Origin of the sequence: Microbacterium jejuense (assembly GCF_039544225.1) — a bacterium.
Lineage (GTDB): Bacteria > Actinomycetota > Actinomycetes > Actinomycetales > Microbacteriaceae > Microbacterium > Microbacterium jejuense.
The window spans coordinates 257,299-273,501 of sequence record NZ_BAABLG010000002.1; the positions used below are offsets into that span (position 1 = coordinate 257,299).

Sequence of the window (16,203 nt, forward strand, 5' to 3'; positions counted from 1 at the left end):
GGATGGCTCGAGAAGAAGACCCGCGGATCGCGCGCTCGCGCGCACTGATCCTGGATGCCGCGATCGAGGCGTTCCACGAGTTCGGCTATGACGGGGTGAGCGTCGAGATCGTCGCCGAGCGGGCCGGCGTCGCCAAGCGGACCGTCTACAACATCTACGGCGACAAAGAGGCGCTGTTCCGTGCCGCCCTCGGCAGGTCAATCGCCACCGCCGAGCAGTTCGCGAGTCTGCTGACGGAAGCCATCGAAGAACTCGAGGATGTGCGGCTCGAGCTTCCGCGCCTGGCCGAGCGCCTCGCAGAAGCCGTGGTGCTCGGCCCGGTGCTTCCGCTGCGTCGCCTGCTCGTCGGAGAACTGGCCCGGTTCCCCGACCTCGTCGCGCAATACCGCGAGCGGGCGCCCGACACCGTCCTGCGGGCTCTCGCGGGCGCCTTCGAGCGCCTCGCCGAGCGCGGGCTCCTCGAGGTGAGGTCGCCGACGCTCGCGGCGGAGCACTTCGCGTTCCTCGTCATGGGGGCCGACATGGACCGCGGGATGTTCGGCACGCGGATCGAACCGCCGGCGAGGGTGCGTGCGCATGCGCGCGAGGGGGCGCGGGTGTTCCTGGCCGCCTACGCTCGCCGCTGACCGGCCGAGGTCGGCCGGGGCCGCACGGCGACCCGCGCGCGGGACGGACTATGCGCCGGCAGCGTCGAAGCCGAGGCTCAGCTTGCGCAGCAGGGCGGCGAGCCTGTCGCGGTCGGCGCGCGAGAGCGACTCGAGAAGCATCGCCTCGGCGTCGACGAGACGCGTGATCGCGGCATCCACCCGGATCCGGCCCTCGTCGGTGAGCGTCACGAGCACGCTCCGGCCGTCGGCGGGATCGGCCTCCCGGCGCACCAGGCGGCGGCCGACGAGCCGGTCGATGCGGTTGGTCATCGTTCCGCTGGAGACGAGCGTCTGCAGCAGCAGCTGCTTCGGGCTCAGCTGGAACGGCTCGCCGGCGCGGCGCAGCGCCGACAGGACGTCCCACTCCCACGGCTCGAGGTCGCTGCGGCGGAACGCGTCGCGCCGCGCGCGGTCGAGGTGGCGTGAGAGCCGATCGACCCGCGACAGCACGCCGAGCGGGGAGAAGTCGAGGTCGGGGCGCTGGGTGATCCAGGCTTCGACGATGCGATCGACCTCGTCGCCCTGCGGGCCGGGGGACTTCGTGCCGGTCGGCCGTGTCGTCATGACCCCATTATCGCGGGGAGGGGCGCAGGCGCGGTCTGGCAGACTTGACGGGCGGCATCCGGTCCTCCGGCGCCGCGTTCCGCCGTAGTGTAACGGCAGCACGACAGCCTTTGGAGCTGTGAGGTTCAGGTTCGAATCCTGGCGGCGGAGCATGACAGACACGACTCGCGATCCCTCGCTCGCCGTCATCGTCCTCGCCGCCGGGCAGGGCACGCGCATGAAGTCGTCGCTGCCGAAGATGCTGCACCGCATCGGCGGCCGGCCGCTCGTGGGGCACGTGCTGAGCGCGGCCGCGGTGCTCACGCCCGAGCGCACCCTCGTCGTCGTGAGGCACGAGCGCGACCTGGTGGCCGCGGCGGTCGCCGAGATCGCACCGGAGGCGTTCGTCGTGGATCAGGACGAGATCCCGGGCACCGGACGCGCGGTCGAGGTCGCTCTCGACGAGCTCGCCGGGTTCGAGGGCGATGTGCTGGTGCTGTCGGGCGACACCCCGCTGGTGGATGCCGACACCCTGACCTCGTTCGTCGCCGCCCACCGCGCCGCCGACGCCGCTGTGACGCTCATGACCGCCGTCGTCGAGGACGCGCACGGGTACGGCCGGATCATCCGCGACGCGAGCGGCGACGTCGCGCGCATCGTCGAGCAGAAGGACGCCGACGAGGCCGAGCGGGCCGTGCGCGAGATCAACGCGGGCATGTACGTGTTCCGCGCCGAGACGCTCCGCACCCACCTGCCCGCGATCGGCACCGACAACGCGCAGGCCGAGAAGTACCTCACCGACGTCGCCGGGCTCGTGCGGCAGGAGGGCGGCCGGGTGGCGGCATCCATCGTCGACGACGTCGCCGTCACTTTCGGGGTCAACGACCGCGCACAGCTGTCGGAGGTCGGGCGGCTGCTGAACGCCCGCACGGTGCGCCACTGGCAGCTGGAGGGCGTGACGGTCCTGGATCCCGCGACCACGTGGATCGATGTCACCGCGACGCTCGCGCCGGATGTGACGGTGCTGCCGAACACCCACATCCTGCGGGCGACCACGATCGCCACCGGCGCGATCGTCGGCCCCGACACGAGCCTGGTGGACTGCGAGGTCGGCGAGGACGCCACTGTCACCCGCACCGACGCCACGCTCGCGGTGATCGGCGCGAAGGCCACCGTCGGCCCGTTCGCGTATCTGCGACCGGGCACCTACCTCGCCGAGAAGGGCAAGATCGGCACCTTCGTCGAGATCAAGAACTCGACCATCGGCGTGGGCAGCAAGGTGCCGCACCTCTCGTACATCGGCGACACCACGATCGGCCGCGGGGTCAACCTCGGCGCCGGCGCGATCACCGCGAACTACGACGACCTGACCAAGCACCGCACCGAGATCGGCGACGAGGTGCACTCCGGGTCGCACAACGTCTTCGTGGCGCCCGTTAGGATCGGAGACGGCGCGAAGACGGGGGCAGGGGCGGTCATCCGCAAGGATGTCCCCGCCGGCGCCCTGGCTCTCAGCGTCGCCCCTCAGCGCAACGTCGAGGGGTGGGTCGAGAAGAACAGACCGGGTACCGGGGCGGCGGATGTCGCGGCCCAGGCCCGCAGCGCACAGAAGGCGGACGATGGCGCGCAAGAAGAAGACCGTTGAGCTCGACCGGGCGAATGACATCGCCCCCGGCCTCGTCGCGAAGACGAAGAAGCGCCTCGTCGTCGCACGTGGCAGCTCCCACCCCGAGCTCGCCGCGCAGGTCGCCGAGCAGCTGAGCACCGAGCTCGTCCCCACCGAGTACCGCACGTTCGCATCGGGTGAGATCCTCACCCGCTTCGAGGTCTCGATCCGCGGCTGCGACCTGTTCCTCATCCAGAGCTTCGGACCGCCGGTCAACGAGTGGATGATGGAGACCCTCATCATGCTCGACGCCGCCAAGCGCGCGTCGGCCAAGCGCATCACCGTCGTCGCGCCGTACTTCCCGTACTCGCGCCAGGACAAGAAGGGCCGCGGCCGCGAGCCGATCAGCGCGCGGCTCGTCGCCGACCTCTTCAAGACCGCCGGCGCCGACCGCGTCATGAGCGTGGACCTGCACGCAGCGCAGATCCAGGGCTTCTTCGACGGCCCCGTCGACCACCTGTTCGCGAAGCCGGTGCTGCTGGAGTACTTCGAGAACACCCTCAGCACCGAGGACCGCGAACGCCTCACCGTCGTGTCGCCCGACACCGGCCGCGTGCGCGTGGCCGACCAGTGGTCCGACAGCCTGGGCGCACCGCTGGCGATCATCCACAAGCGCCGCGACCCGAACGTCGCCAACCAGGTCACGGTCAACGAGATCGTCGGCGCCGTCGACGGCCGAGTTTGCCTGCTCGTCGACGACATGATCGACACCGGCGGCACGATCGTGAAGGCGGCCGAGGCGCTCAAGGCGAACGGCGCGGTCAAGGTGATCGTTGCGGCGACCCACGCCATCTTCAGCGATCCGGCCGCGACGCGGCTGCAGAGCCCGGCCATCGACGAGGTCGTCGTCACCGACACGGTGCCGATCCCCGACGAGAAGCGCTTCCCGACGCTTACGATTCTGCCTATCGCCCCCTTGCTCGCTCGCGCGATCCACGAGGTGTTCGAGGACGGCTCCGTCACCAGCATGTTCGACGGGGCCGCCTAGGCCCCACGCGAGGCGGAGGACGCGGGCGACTCACGGATGGAGCATCGATGTCGCAGCCGCTGGACTCCGCACAGACCGAAGGGGCGCCTCTGACCGAGGCGCGCCTGACCGTGCCCCGGCCGTGGGCGCTCGACACGGGCGCCGTGCTGACCCATCTCGGCACCGGCCCGCGCGGGCTGAGCGCCGATGCGGCGGCGGACCGGCTGGCGATCGCCGGCCCGAACGAGCTGCCCGAGCCCGAGCGCAAGCCTGCCGTCGTGCGCTTCCTGGCGCACTTCAACGACACGCTGATCTACATCCTGCTGGCGGCCGCGGTCATCAAGGCGCTGATGGGTGACTGGCTCGACTTCTGGGTCATCATGGCGGTCGCGATCATCAACGCGGTGATCGGGTTCATCCAGGAGGGTCGCGCCGAGAAGGCGCTCGCCGGGATCCGGGGGATGCTGTCGGCCGATGCCACGGTGCGCCGTGACGGCAGCTGGGTCACTGTGCCTGCCGCGGGCCTCGTGCCGGGCGACGTGGTGCGCCTCATGCCCGGAGACAAGGTGCCCGCGGACCTGCGGCTGATGCAGGCGTCGCGGCTGCGCATCGACGAGGCCGCGCTCACCGGCGAGTCCGTGCCGTCGTCGAAGGAGATCGACGCGGTGTCCGTCGACGCGGGCGTCGGCGACCGCGGCTCGATGGCGTTCTCGGGCACGATCGTGAGCGCCGGCCAGGGTCAGGGCGTCGTCACCGCGACCGGCGTCACGACCGAGATCGGCCGCATCCAGGCTCTCTCGGACGAAGCGGGATCCCTCGCGACGCCGCTCACGCGCCAGCTCGACAGCTTCGGGCGGGTGCTCACTGTCGTGATCCTCGGGATGGCCGCGGTCATGCTGATGATCGGCCGCTTCCTGCACGGGATGCCGTACGACGAGCTGATCTCGGCGGCCATCGGCTTCGCGGTCGCGGCGATCCCCGAGGGGCTGCCTGCGCTCGTCACCATCACCCTCGCGATCGGCGTGCAGCAGATGGCCCGCCGCAACGCGATCACGCGCAAGCTCCCCGCCGTCGAGGCGCTCGGATCGGTCACCACCGTGTGCTCCGACAAGACCGGGACGCTGACGAAGAACGAGATGACGGTGCGCAGCATCGTGACCGCGATCGCCGAGTACGACGTCACGGGACTCGGGTACGCGCCGGAGGGCGTGATCCGCCTGGTGGGCGCCGCCGAGGCCGCGGGCGAGACCGGCGACCTGTCCGCGATCCTGTCGGTCGCGACCCTGTGCAACGACGCGCACATCGTGCAGGCCGACGACGGCGCCTGGACGCTCGTGGGCGAGCCGACCGAGGGGGCGCTCAAGGTCGCCGCGATGAAGGGCGGGGTCGGCTCGGCCGGCGGGCGTCGCGTCGCGGTGATCCCGTTCGACTCGGCGCACAAGCTCATGGCGACGCTCAACGAGGCCGCGAGGACCGGCGGCGCCGACGGGGAGGTGTCGCGCGCGATCCTCGTCAAGGGCGCCCCCGACCGGCTGCTCGAGCGATCGCTCACCCAGCGCGGCACGAACGGGTCAGAGCCGCTCGACCTCGCGCGGTGGGATGCGGTGCTCGACGAGCTCAGCGGGCAGGGTCTCCGGGTGCTCGCCGCCGCGCGCAAGCCGGTGCGGTCCACCACGGACGAGTTCGCCCTCGACGACCTCGTCGACCTGGAGTTCCTGGGACTGTGGGGCATCGTGGACCCGCCGAGGCCCGAGGCGATCGAGGCGATCGCAGACTGCCATGCCGCGGGCATCGGCGTGAAGATGATCACCGGCGACCACGCCGGCACCGCCCTGGCGATCGCGAACGAGATGGGCCTCGCAGGCCCCGGCGCCACCGTGCTCACCGGCGCCGAGCTCGAAGCGCTGAGTCAGGAGCAGCTGCGCGAGGTCGTGCGCGACGTGGACGTGTACGCGCGCACCAGCCCCGAGCACAAGATCCGCATCGTGCGGGCGCTGCAGTCCCACGGCGAGGTCGTCGCGATGACCGGCGACGGCGTCAACGACGCGCCCGCGCTCACCCGCGCCGACGTCGGCATCGCGATGGGCATCAAGGGCACCGAGGCGACCAAGGAGGCTGCCGAGTTCGTCCTCGCCGACGACAACTTCGCGACGATCCGCAGCGCCATCGCCGAGGGGCGTCGCATCTACGACAACCTCCGCAAGTCGATCGTGTTCCTGCTGCCGACCAACGGCGCCCAGTCGCTCGTGATCCTCATCGCCGTGGTGTTCGGCCTCGCGCTGCCCGTCACGAGCGTGCAGGTGCTGTGGGTCAACATGATCACCGCGGTGACATTGTCGCTCGCCCTCGCGTACGAGCCCGCCGAGCGGGGCATCATGCGCCGGCCGCCTCGCGCGAGCGGCGGCCCGATCGTCGACCGCAGCGAGCTCGGCTTCGTGATCGTCGTCTCGCTGCTCATCGGCGGCGCGACGATGGGCGTGTTCTACGGGGTCACCGCCGCCGGAGTGGACGTCGCGACGGCCCGCACCGAGGCTGTCCTGATGCTCGCCTTCGGGCAGCTGGCCTACCTGTTCAACTGCCGGTTCCTCTCGCGCTCCAGCCTCACCCTCGACGTGCTGCGCGGCAACCGAGTGGTGTGGTGGTCCGCGCTGGCGCTGGTCGTGCTGCAGCTGATCTACACGTACGTGCCGTTCATGAACCTGCTGTTCGACTCGAGGCCGCTGCCGGCGGCATCCTGGATCCTCCCCATCGCGGTGTCGATCGCGATCTTCTTCGCGGTCGAGGCGCTCAAGGCGGTGCGCCGTAGGTCATCGGCTTCTACGGGGGCGCTCAAAGGCGGCTCATAGGACCGGTTGCGAGGATGCTTGCGGGCGCATACATCTCGCCCCGCGATCCACGAGCCAGGAGGACCATCATGATCCGCACCGCACTCGCTTCACGCCCTGTCCGTCCCCGCCGCCTCATCGCCACCGGCGCCGCGTTCACCGCGGCGGCCGGCGTCGCCCTGCTCGCCGGCTGCGCGCCGAGCGCGTCCGAGGCCGAAGAGCCCTCGACGGGGTCGACGTCGTCCACCGACACGTCGACAGAGGACACGTCGGATGACACGTCGACCGACACCGGGTCTTCGGACTCGACCGGCTCGTACGCCGACGGCACCTACTCCGCCGACGGCACGTACGCGACGCCGGAATCTGTCGAGACGATCACCGTGACGGTGACGCTGGAGGACGACGTCGTCACCGATGTCGAGGTCACCGGCAACCCGCAGAAGCGGGAGTCCGAGGAGTACCAGAGCAAGTTCATCGGCGGCATCGCGTCGGTGGTGGTCGGTCAGGACATCGACGACCTGCAGGTCAGCCGTGTCGCCGGTTCGTCGCTGACCAGCGGCGGCTTCAACGAGGCCCTCGAGACGATCAAGTCCGAGGCGGCGAAGTAGCCGTGGGCGCCGCGCCGGCGCCGTGGCGCTTCGAGGCCATCGGCACGACGTGGGAGATCACCACCGCCGAGCCGCTCGATGAGGCCGCCCGCCACACGGTGCGCGCCGTCATCGACGGCTTCGACCAGGAATGGTCCCGCTTCCGCCCCGACTCCGTCGTGAGCGCCCTGGCCCGCACCGGCGGCGCCGTTCCCGCGCCGGCGGACGCCGGGCCGATGCTCGACGCCTTCGCGGCGCTGGGCGAGGCCACCGGTGGGGCCGTGAATCCGCTGGTCGGGGCATCCCTCGACGCCCTCGGCTACGACGCGGCGTACACGCTGCACGACCGCGGACCACTCGCCGCCCCCGCCGCCTGGCGCGATGTGCTCACCTGGCGCGGCGGCTCCCTCGCGCTGGCCGAGCCGGCGGTCATCGACGTCGGGGCGCTCGGCAAGGGGCGGCTGGTCGACCTCGTGCTCGACGTGGTCCGGCGTGCGGCGGCCGGCGATGTGGTCGTCGACGCGGGCGGCGATCTCGCGGTGCGGGGGCGCCCCGAGCGCGTCGGGCTGGAGCATCCGTTCGACCCGCGCCGTGCGATCGGCGTGTGGGAGGTGACGGATGCCGCACTCTGCGCTTCGGCGATCAACCGGCGCTCCTGGCCCTCGGCGACGGGCGGCACGCTGCACCACGTGCTCGACGCGCGCACCGGGCAGCCGGTGAGGACCGTCGCCGCGACCTGGGCCGTCGCGGCCGACGCGATGACGGCGGACGCGGTGGCCACGGCGCTGTTCTTCGACGGCGGACCGCGTCTCGCGCGCGCGTGGGGCGTCGAATGGGTGCGCATGACGACGGACGGCGGCGTCGAGTGGTCGCCCGGCTGCCGTGCCGAGCTGTTCCGTTGACAGACGGCGGCACCCGGACCGCCCCGGCTCCGCGACCGAATAGCCTGGAATAGTGACCGAGCCCTCATCCGGACACGTCGTCGCGGTCTCCCGTGACGACGCGCATCGCTTCAGCAAACCGGCGCGCGAGAGCATCGCCCTGATCGCCGGGCTCGGCGTCGAGGGCGATGCCCACGCCGGCATCACCGTGCAGCACCTGTCGCGCATGAAGCGCGAGCCCGAGGCGCCCAACCTCCGGCAGGTCCACCTGATCCACGCCGAGCTGTTCGACGCGATGGCCGAGCGCGGCCACGACGTGGCGCCCGGGGCGCTGGGCGAGAACATCACGACCGCCGGCATCGACCTGCTCGGCCTCCCGACGGGGACGCGCCTGGAGCTGGGCGACGAGGCGGTCATCGAGATCACAGGCCTGCGCAACCCCTGCGCCCAGATCAACGGCGTCTCGGAAGGACTCATGAAAGAACTGGTCTTCGTCGACGACACGGGCGCCACGGTGCGCCTCGCGGGCGTCATGTCGGTCGTCCTCACCGGGGGAACGGTGCGGCCGGGCGACGGCATCCGCGTCATCCCGCCTGCCGGCCGCCACGAGCCCCTGCAGCCGGTGTGACGCGATGGGCAACCTGACCGCACTCTGGAACCGCGTCTACGCGGTGCTCGGCAAGCTGTCGATGTACCGGCTGGTGTACTTCGCGCTGGCGGCGCTGGCCGTCGTGGCGTTCCTGCTCTCGTTCTTCGGCCTGGTCGGCCCCGACCCGTGGCAGCTGCTGGTGACCCTCGCGGTGCTGTCGGCGGTGTGCGTGGGGGTGGATGCCGCAGCCCAGCGCGTCCTGAACCTCCCGTGGCGCCTCGAGTCCTCGCTCATCACGGCGCACATCCTGCTGTTCGTGCTGCGACCCACGCTCGAGCTCATGGGCCTGGTCGGCATCGTGATCGCTGCCGCAGTGGCCTCGCTGTCGAAGTACCTCCTCGCGTGGCGCGGCCGCCACATCTTCAACCCGGCCGCCGTGGGCGCCACCGTGCTGACCCTGCTGAGCCTCGCGTGGCCGGACCTGGGCTCGTCCTCGTGGTGGGTGGGCACGCCCGCGCTCGCCGCCCCCGTGATACTGCTGGGCCTTGCCGTGCTGGTGCGCACCGAGAAGGTGCGGGTGATCTCGGTGTTCCTCGTGATCGCGGTGGCGGTCGCGGTGATCCGCACGGCCGCGATGTACCAGGCCGCAGCGGTCGAGATCGGCACCCTCGACATCCTGTGGCCCGTGCTGTGGTCCTCGCCGTTCCTCTTCCTCGGCGCGTTCATGCTGTCCGAGCCGCTGACGCTGCCGCCGCGCCGCTGGCAGCAGTTCACCGTCGCCGCCGTCGTCGGCGTGCTGTGCGGGTGGCCGATCGCGATCGGCGACATCACGCTCGGCCAGGAGCGCGCGCTGCTGGTGGGCAACCTGGTCGCCTTCGCGTTCGCGGTGCGCACGGCGGTGCGACTGACACTCGTCTCGCGTGCCGAGCCGACGCCGACAGTGCAGGAGCTCACGTTCCGCGTGCACGACCGGCTGGCGTTCCTACCAGGCCAGTACCTCGAGCTCGAGGTGCCGCACCGCCACCCCGACGCCCGCGGCACGCGCCGCGAGTTCAGCATCGCGTCGGCGCCCGCCGACCTCCCGTACCTGAAGGTCGCGTTCAAAGAGGGCAAGACCGCCCAGACGCTGAGCTCGTACAAGCAGGCGCTCGCGCAGGTGAAGTCCGGGGACGCGCTGGCCATCACCGGCGTGTGGGGCGACTTCCTGCTGCCCAAGCGCGACGCGGCGCCGATCCTCATGGTCGCGGCCGGGATCGGTGTGACCCCGTTCGTGTCGCAGCTGCGTCAGGCGACGGCGGTGGCAGGCGAGCGAGACATCGTGCTCGTCTACGTCGCGTCCGACTCCGCCGAGCTCGCCTACCGCGACGACATCGCCGCCTCGGGCGCCCGCGTCGTGGTGTTCACCCGCGACCGGCCCGCCGACCTCCCGGCGCACTGGGAGTGGGCGCAGGGCGTGAGGCTCGATGCCGACGGCCTCATGCGCGTCGTGCCCGACCTCGGCTCGCGCCACGCGTACATCTCAGGTCCCGCAGCGCTGATCGCCGACCTCGCACCCGCGCTGGAGCGCGCCCGCTCGATCACGACGGACGCCTTCAGCGGGTACTGAGTCGGGCTCGGCCGGTCAGATCGGATCGGCGGGTCAGATCGGATTGGCCGGTCAGGCCGTGTCGGCCGGTCGCGCCGGCAGGCGCACCTCGAAGGTGGTGTCGCCGGGAACGCTGTCGACGCGGATGCTGCCGCCGTGCGCGTCGACGATGGCCCGGGCGATCGAGAGCCCGAGACCCGTACCGCCGGTCTGGCGGGCGCGAGAGCGGTCGCCACGCGAGAAGCGCTCGAACAGCTCGCCCTGGAGCGCGGGGTCGACGCCGGGGCCGTCGTCGTGGACGGTGAGCACCGCGTCCGCGCCGTCGCGCGCGACGCGCACGGTCACGACAGTGCCGGCGGGCGTGTGCGTGCGGGCGTTGGCGAGCAGGTTCGTGATGACCTGCTGCAGGCGTCCGGCGTCGCCGGCGATCGTCACCGGCTCTTCGCCGACGTCGAGCACCCACTCGTGCTCCGGACCGGTGGTGCGGATGTCGCCGAGCGCGTCGATCGCCAGGCGCGTGAGGTCGACGCTGCCGTAGACGAGCTCCTGGCCCTCGTCGAGCCGCGCGAGCAGCAGCAGGTCCTCGACGAGCGAGGTCATGCGCAGCGACTGGGCCTGGATGCGCTCCAGCGACGACTCGGTCGTGTCGATCGTCGCGGCGGCGTGGTCGCGGCCGAGCGCCTTCAGCGACAGCTCCGAGTACCCGCGGATCGAGGCGAGCGGCGTGCGCAGCTCGTGGCTCGCGTCGGCGACGAAGGCGCGCATGCGCTCCTCATTGCGCTGGCGCGCGGCGAGCGACTCGTCGACGTGGTCGAGAAGGCTGTTCAAGGCCGATCCCACGCGGCCGACCTCGGTGCGGGGGTCGGCCTGGGGGTCCGGGACGCGCTCGGTGATCGACACGTCGCCCTGATCGAGCTTGAGGTTCGACACCCGGTCGGCGGTGTCTGCCACGGCGCGCAGCGGCGCGAGGCCCGCGCGGATGATCCACGCGGTGGCGACGGCCAGGAGGATCAGGCCGCCGACGGTGAGCAGCGCGATCGTGGTCAGCATGCGCGTCATCGTCGCGGTGACGTCGTCGCGCGACAGGCCGACAAGTGCGACCACCGCCCCGCCCGAGGTCAGCGCCTCGACGCGGTACGAGCCGAGGTCGTCGATCGTGACGACGAGCTGCCCGCGCTGGTCGCGCAGGCTGCTGCGGATCTGCTGCATCTGCGCGTCGGTGAGGGCGACGACGCCGTCGGCCGTCATGACGGCCGCGTTCGGGTCGTCGGGCGGCACGTCCAGGGCGAGGAAGTAGCCCGGCAGTTGCGGCTGCTCGGTGAGCACCTGCTCGGCGGTCTTTCCGCTGAGGGCCGGTGAGCTGAGCATCACGGCGGCGCGGTGCGCGGCCGACTCGACGTTCTCGTTGAGCTGGCTCTCCAGCACCTGCGCGAGGATCGCGCTGGTCGCGACGGCGACGAGCACGAGGATGAACGACGTGATCGACACGACAGTCGCGATGAGCTTGCGCTGCAGCGTCCAGGGGCGCCGCACGCGGGCCTTCTTCGCGGCCTTCGTGCCGATCTGCGCCTCGACGGGGGTGTCGATCGCTGCGTCGGTCTCTGTCGTCACTGCGGCGCCTTGATCATGTACCCGACGCCGCGCACGGTGTGGATGAGGGGTTCGTGGCCGGCGTCGATCTTCTTGCGCAGGTACGAGATGTACAGCTCGACGACGCTGGAGCGGCCGCCGAAGTCGTAGTTCCACACGCGGTCGAGGATCTGCGCCTTCGACACGACGCGGCGCTGGTTGCGCATGAGGTAGCGCAGCAGCTCGAACTCCGTCGCGGTCAGCTCGATCTCGGTCCCCGCCCGCTCCACCTCGTGACTGTCCTCGTTAAGGCTGAGGTCGGCGACGCGCAGGATCGGCTCCGCCCCCGCGGCGTGCGCCGTGCCGGCGCGGCGCATGAGCCCGCGCAGCCGCGCCACGACCTCTTCGAGGCTGAACGGCTTCGTCACGTAGTCGTCGCCGCCCGCGGTGAGGCCGGCGACGCGGTCGCCGACGGCGTCCTTCGCCGTGAGGAACAGCACCGGCACGTCATCGCCCGACTGACGCAGCCGCTGCAGCACGGCCATGCCGTCCAGGTCGGGCATCATGATGTCGAGCACCATCGCGTCGGGCTCGAAGTCGCGTGCGGTCTGCAGCGCCTCGAAGCCGGAGCCGGCGGTGCGCACGTCCCACCCCTCCATGCGCAGCGCCATCGACAGCAGGTCGGTGAGCATCTGCTCGTCGTCCACCACGAGCACGCGGAGGTTCGAGCCGTCGGGACGCAGGAGAGCGGTGGCGGGGTTGGTCATGCGTCCATTGTGAACGTGTTCCTATGCGGTTGCTATGGAGCGCGCTATGCGCCGGCTGTGAATGCGTACGGTGCGGGGGACCGGCCCGGCGGAGTGGATGCCGTCGTTCATAAGCTCCTCATAGCCCACGCTGGCGGCACCCATGAGCCCTGTCCGTAGCGTCCTCACGACGGCCGGCATCGTGCCCGCCGGGAGGAGAGCGGAAACCAGCAATGTATATGACCTACCTGCGGCGGGAGCTTGCCGGCCGCAAGAAGCAGACGATCATCGTGGCCGCCGGCCTCGCGATCGCGATCGCTCTCGTGATGATCGTGAACTCCCTCGCCGCAGGGGTCAGCGCCGCCCAGGCGAAGGCCCTCGAATCCGTGTACGGCGTCGGCACCGACCTCACCGTCTCCGGAGCGCAGGCCGAACCCGGGCAGGGCGGCGCACGCTTCGACTTCGGCCAGGACGGGGGCCAGACCACCGACGACGGCACGACCGAGCTCAGCCAGTCCCGCCTCGTGACCGAGCCGATGCGCTCGACCCTCGCCGCCTCGGTTCTCGACACCGTGACCGGCGTCGACGGCGTGGCGGCGGCATCCGCGGCCCTGAGCCTCAACAACATGACGTTCTCGGGCGAACTGCCGCAGCGCCCCGACGACTCCGCCGACGGATCGAGCGGCACGCAGCCGCAGCCGCCGACGCAGCAGCAGAACAGTGACGGGGGCGGCGGCTTCGGCGGCGGCTCGTTCGGCGTCGACTCGTTCTCGGTGCTCGGCATCGACCCGTCGGCCGACGCGGTGGGCCCCCTGTCCGCGGTCGAGGTCACCGACGGCCGTGGTCTCGAATCCTCGGACGAGGGCTCGTACGTCGCCGTCGTCGACGCCACATACGCCACCACGGCAGAGCTCGCCGTCGGCGGCACCCTGAACGTCGGCGGACAGGACTTCGAGATCGTCGGCATCGTCGGCTCGACCTCGGACGAGGCCGACACCGCCTCCAACGTGTACATCCCGCTCGACGTCGCCCAGGAGCTCTCGGGCGCCGGCGACGTCGTCTCGACCGTCTACGTGCAGGCCGAGTCCGCCGACGCGATCTCGTCGGTGCAGACGGCCCTTGAGGCCGAGCTGCCCGATGCGACGGTCAGCTCGCAGTCCGACCTCGCCTCGACGGTCTCGGGCTCGCTCTCCAGCGCCACGTCGCTCATCACGAACCTCGGCACGTGGCTCTCGCTCATCGTGTTGGCCGTCGCGCTCGCGCTGGCGGTCCTCTTCACCATCTCGGGCGTCTCGCGGCGCACCCGCGAGTTCGGCACCCTCAAGGCCATCGGCTGGTCCAACGGCCGCGTCGTCGGCCAGGTGGCGGGCGAGTCGGTGGTGCAGGGACTCATCGGCGGAGTCTTGGGCCTCGTGATCGGCTTCGCCGGCATCCTCACGATCAACCTCATCTCGCCGACGATCTCGGCGGCTCCGAGCGGCCAGAACTTCGGCGGCGGTGACGGCGGTCCGCAGATGGGCGGGCCCGGCGGGGGAGGCGGGTTCATGGGCACCGTCCAGACGACGACCGACATCGTGCTGAACGCCCCGGTCACGATCTGGGTGGTCGTCGCCGCCGTGGGCATCGCGGTGCTCGGCGGACTCGTCGCCGGCGCGTTCGGCGGCTGGCGTGCCGCACGCCTGAGCCCGGCCGAAGCGCTCCGATCGGTCGGCTGAGCCATGACCGACACGACCCGCCGCGACGCGGCATCCACCCCCTCCGCATCCGAATCAGGAGAGAACGTCATGACCATGATCGACGCCGAGCCCGCTGCGGCTCCGGACGCGGCCCCCGAGGCGATCTACCGCCTCGAAGGCGTCACCCGCACGTACACGCAGAAGGGGCGCGTCGTGAAGGCGCTCGCCGGGGTGGACCTCGAGATCGAGGCGGGCGACTTCGTCACCATCCAGGGGCCGACCGGCGGCGGCAAGTCGACGCTGCTGCAGCTGCTGGGCGCCCTCGACCGGCCAACCACCGGGGCCGTGCACCTGGGCGACCTCGACATCGCGACGGCGAACAACCGCCGGCTCGGCCGGATCCGTGCGCATGAGATCGGCTTCGTCTTCCAGGGGTTCAACCTGATCCCCACGCTCACGGCGCACGAGAACGTCGACATGGCGCTCGAACCGCTCGGGCTGTCGAAGCAGGAGCGCACGGCGCGCGTCACCGAGGCGCTCGCCCACGTCGGGCTCGCCGAGCGCGGCGACCACCGCCCCGGCGAGCTGTCCGGCGGTCAGCAGCAGCGCGTCGCGATCGCCCGGGCGATCGTCAAGCGTCCGCGCGTGCTGCTGGCCGACGAGCCCACCGGCAACCTCGATGAGAGCATGCGCGACGAGATCCTCGCGGTGCTGCAGAAGCTCAACGACGAAGGCCTCACGCTCATCGTCGTGACGCACGACTCGGCCGTTGCACGCCGGGCCCGTCGCCGGCTGCGGCTCGACAAGGGAACGGTGCGCGACATCACGCGCTGAGGCTCGGGCCAGGTTCAGCCGGCCGAGCGGACGAAGGCCGCGATGCGATCGAAGAGCGCATCGCGGCCTTCGTCGATCCGCTGCGCCTCGGGATGTGCGTCGTGGTACGCGAGGATGCGTCGCGCGCCCTCGTCGAACGTGATCGTGGTGCGGAACTCGGGTACCAGCTTCTGCACCTTCGACACGTCGAACACCATCGAGTGCGCCTTGTCGCCGATGAGCGTCGGCCCGAGCTCGGGTTCGAACGCCGCGATGGTGTCGGAGGCGACGTGGACGAGATCGGGGGATGCCACGCCCGCCGCCTGCGCCAGCCACCCGTAGATCTGGTTCCAGGTGGGCGCGTGGGTGCCGGTGATCGTGAAGGCCTCGCCGATCGCCGCGGGGTTGCCGAGCAGACCCGTGAAGGCGACCGCGAAGTCGTCGCTGTGCGTGATCGTCCACAGGCTCGTGCCGTCGCCGTGCACGATCACGGGGCGGCCCGCGCGCATGCGCGCGATGTCCGTCCAATGCCCGAGCGTCGGCAGCCCCTGCTCGTCGTACGTGTGCGAGGGGCGGATGATCGTGACGGGCAGTCCGCGTTCGCGGTGCGCCCCGACGAGCACGTCCTCGCACGCGATCTTGTCGCGCGAGTACTGCCAGTACGGGTTGCGCAGCGGCGTGGACTCGGTCACCGGCAGGCGGCGCGGCGGCTTCTCGTACGCGGAGGCCGAACTGATGAACACGTACTGCCCGGTGCGGCCCTCGAAGATGTCGAGATCGGTGGCGATGTGCTCGGGCGTGAACGCCAGGAACTCGGCCACCACGTCGAAGCGCTCGTCGCCGAGCGCGGCCCGGACGGCGCCGGCGTCGCGGATGTCGGCCTGAACGACCCGCACCTCCGGCGGGAGGGCGCGCCGGGCGCTGCCGCGGTTGAGGACCGTGACCTCGTGCCCGAGGGCGACGGAGCGGCGCACACAGGCCGCGCTGATGGTTCCGGTCCCGCCGATGTAGAGGATGCTCGTCACGCTGGCGAGCCTAGCCGTCGCGGCCGACACCGCGACACGGCAGTATTCCTCGCCTCGCGGTCAGCGAACAGGCTGGAGCGA

Annotated in this window: 14 protein-coding genes and 1 tRNA gene; 11 read left to right on the forward strand and 4 right to left on the reverse strand. The window is 71.3% G+C overall.

What is annotated here, in order from left to right; all coding sequences use genetic code 11:
* Positions 1-2 precede the first annotated feature (2 nt).
* Entirely contained in the window at positions 3-626 is a 624-nt protein-coding gene (locus tag ABEA46_RS03530) for a TetR/AcrR family transcriptional regulator (protein ID WP_345542974.1), read from the forward strand.
* A 48-nt stretch (positions 627-674) separates the two neighbouring features.
* On the opposite strand, the gene ABEA46_RS03535 is transcribed toward ABEA46_RS03530, so the two are convergent.
* A complete protein-coding gene (locus tag ABEA46_RS03535) occupies positions 675-1,211 on the reverse strand; it encodes a MarR family winged helix-turn-helix transcriptional regulator (protein WP_345542975.1) in 537 nt (178 codons plus the stop codon).
* A gap of 78 nt (positions 1,212-1,289) precedes the next feature.
* Between ABEA46_RS03535 and ABEA46_RS03540 the strand changes: the two genes are divergently transcribed.
* From ABEA46_RS03540 to ABEA46_RS03575, 8 genes are all read left to right on the forward strand, one after another.
* Positions 1,290-1,361: transfer RNA gene (locus ABEA46_RS03540), tRNA-Gln, on the forward strand.
* A 1-nt stretch (position 1,362) separates the two neighbouring features.
* Positions 1,363-2,835 (forward strand): bifunctional UDP-N-acetylglucosamine diphosphorylase/glucosamine-1-phosphate N-acetyltransferase GlmU, encoded by a 1,473-nt coding sequence (gene glmU / locus ABEA46_RS03545; protein ID WP_345542976.1) that lies wholly within the window; start codon positions 1,363-1,365, stop codon positions 2,833-2,835.
* Positions 2,810-3,844 carry a ribose-phosphate diphosphokinase gene (locus tag ABEA46_RS03550; protein ID WP_345542977.1) on the forward strand — a complete coding sequence of 345 codons (1,035 nt, stop codon included), beginning with the start codon at positions 2,810-2,812 and terminating at the stop codon, positions 3,842-3,844. Before glmU ends, ABEA46_RS03550 begins: the two co-directional genes overlap by 26 nt.
* 47 nt (positions 3,845-3,891) lie before the next feature.
* On the forward strand, positions 3,892-6,669 hold the full coding sequence (locus ABEA46_RS03555; protein WP_345542978.1) for a cation-translocating P-type ATPase: 2,778 nt from the start codon (positions 3,892-3,894) through the stop codon (positions 6,667-6,669).
* Between the two features lie 68 nt (positions 6,670-6,737).
* A complete protein-coding gene (locus ABEA46_RS03560; RefSeq protein WP_345542979.1) occupies positions 6,738-7,259 on the forward strand; it encodes an FMN-binding protein in 522 nt (173 codons plus the stop codon).
* 2 nt (positions 7,260-7,261) lie between these two features.
* Positions 7,262-8,140: an FAD:protein FMN transferase gene (locus ABEA46_RS03565; RefSeq protein ID WP_345542980.1), complete on the forward strand. Its 879-nt coding sequence runs from the start codon at positions 7,262-7,264 to the stop codon at positions 8,138-8,140.
* Between the two features lie 52 nt (positions 8,141-8,192).
* Entirely contained in the window at positions 8,193-8,747 is a 555-nt protein-coding gene (locus tag ABEA46_RS03570; protein WP_345542981.1) for an MOSC domain-containing protein, read from the forward strand.
* A 4-nt stretch (positions 8,748-8,751) separates the two neighbouring features.
* Entirely contained in the window at positions 8,752-10,314 is a 1,563-nt protein-coding gene (locus tag ABEA46_RS03575; protein WP_345542983.1) for an FAD-dependent oxidoreductase, read from the forward strand.
* A gap of 51 nt (positions 10,315-10,365) precedes the next feature.
* Here ABEA46_RS03575 and ABEA46_RS03580 read toward each other — a convergent pair whose 3' ends face one another.
* Together ABEA46_RS03580 and ABEA46_RS03585 are read right to left on the reverse strand one after the other, a co-directional pair.
* The gene (locus ABEA46_RS03580; protein WP_345542984.1) at positions 10,366-11,904 is read right to left on the reverse strand and encodes a sensor histidine kinase; all 1,539 of its coding nucleotides are present in this window, start codon (positions 11,902-11,904) and stop codon (positions 10,366-10,368) included.
* Entirely contained in the window at positions 11,901-12,629 is a 729-nt protein-coding gene (locus ABEA46_RS03585) for a response regulator transcription factor (protein ID WP_345542985.1), read from the reverse strand. Before ABEA46_RS03585 ends, ABEA46_RS03580 begins: the two co-directional genes overlap by 4 nt.
* Before the next feature lie 212 nt (positions 12,630-12,841).
* On the opposite strand from ABEA46_RS03585, the gene ABEA46_RS03590 reads away from it, so the two are divergent.
* Both ABEA46_RS03590 and ABEA46_RS03595 read left to right on the forward strand, forming a co-directional pair.
* Positions 12,842-14,323: an ABC transporter permease gene (locus ABEA46_RS03590; protein WP_345542986.1), complete on the forward strand. Its 1,482-nt coding sequence runs from the start codon at positions 12,842-12,844 to the stop codon at positions 14,321-14,323.
* A 69-nt stretch (positions 14,324-14,392) separates the two neighbouring features.
* The gene (locus tag ABEA46_RS03595; RefSeq protein WP_345543112.1) at positions 14,393-15,118 is read left to right on the forward strand and encodes an ABC transporter ATP-binding protein; all 726 of its coding nucleotides are present in this window, start codon (positions 14,393-14,395) and stop codon (positions 15,116-15,118) included.
* A gap of 14 nt (positions 15,119-15,132) precedes the next feature.
* Here ABEA46_RS03595 and ABEA46_RS03600 read toward each other — a convergent pair whose 3' ends face one another.
* On the reverse strand, positions 15,133-16,122 hold the full coding sequence (locus ABEA46_RS03600; RefSeq protein WP_345542987.1) for an SDR family oxidoreductase: 990 nt from the start codon (positions 16,120-16,122) through the stop codon (positions 15,133-15,135).
* Positions 16,123-16,203 lie beyond the last annotated feature (81 nt).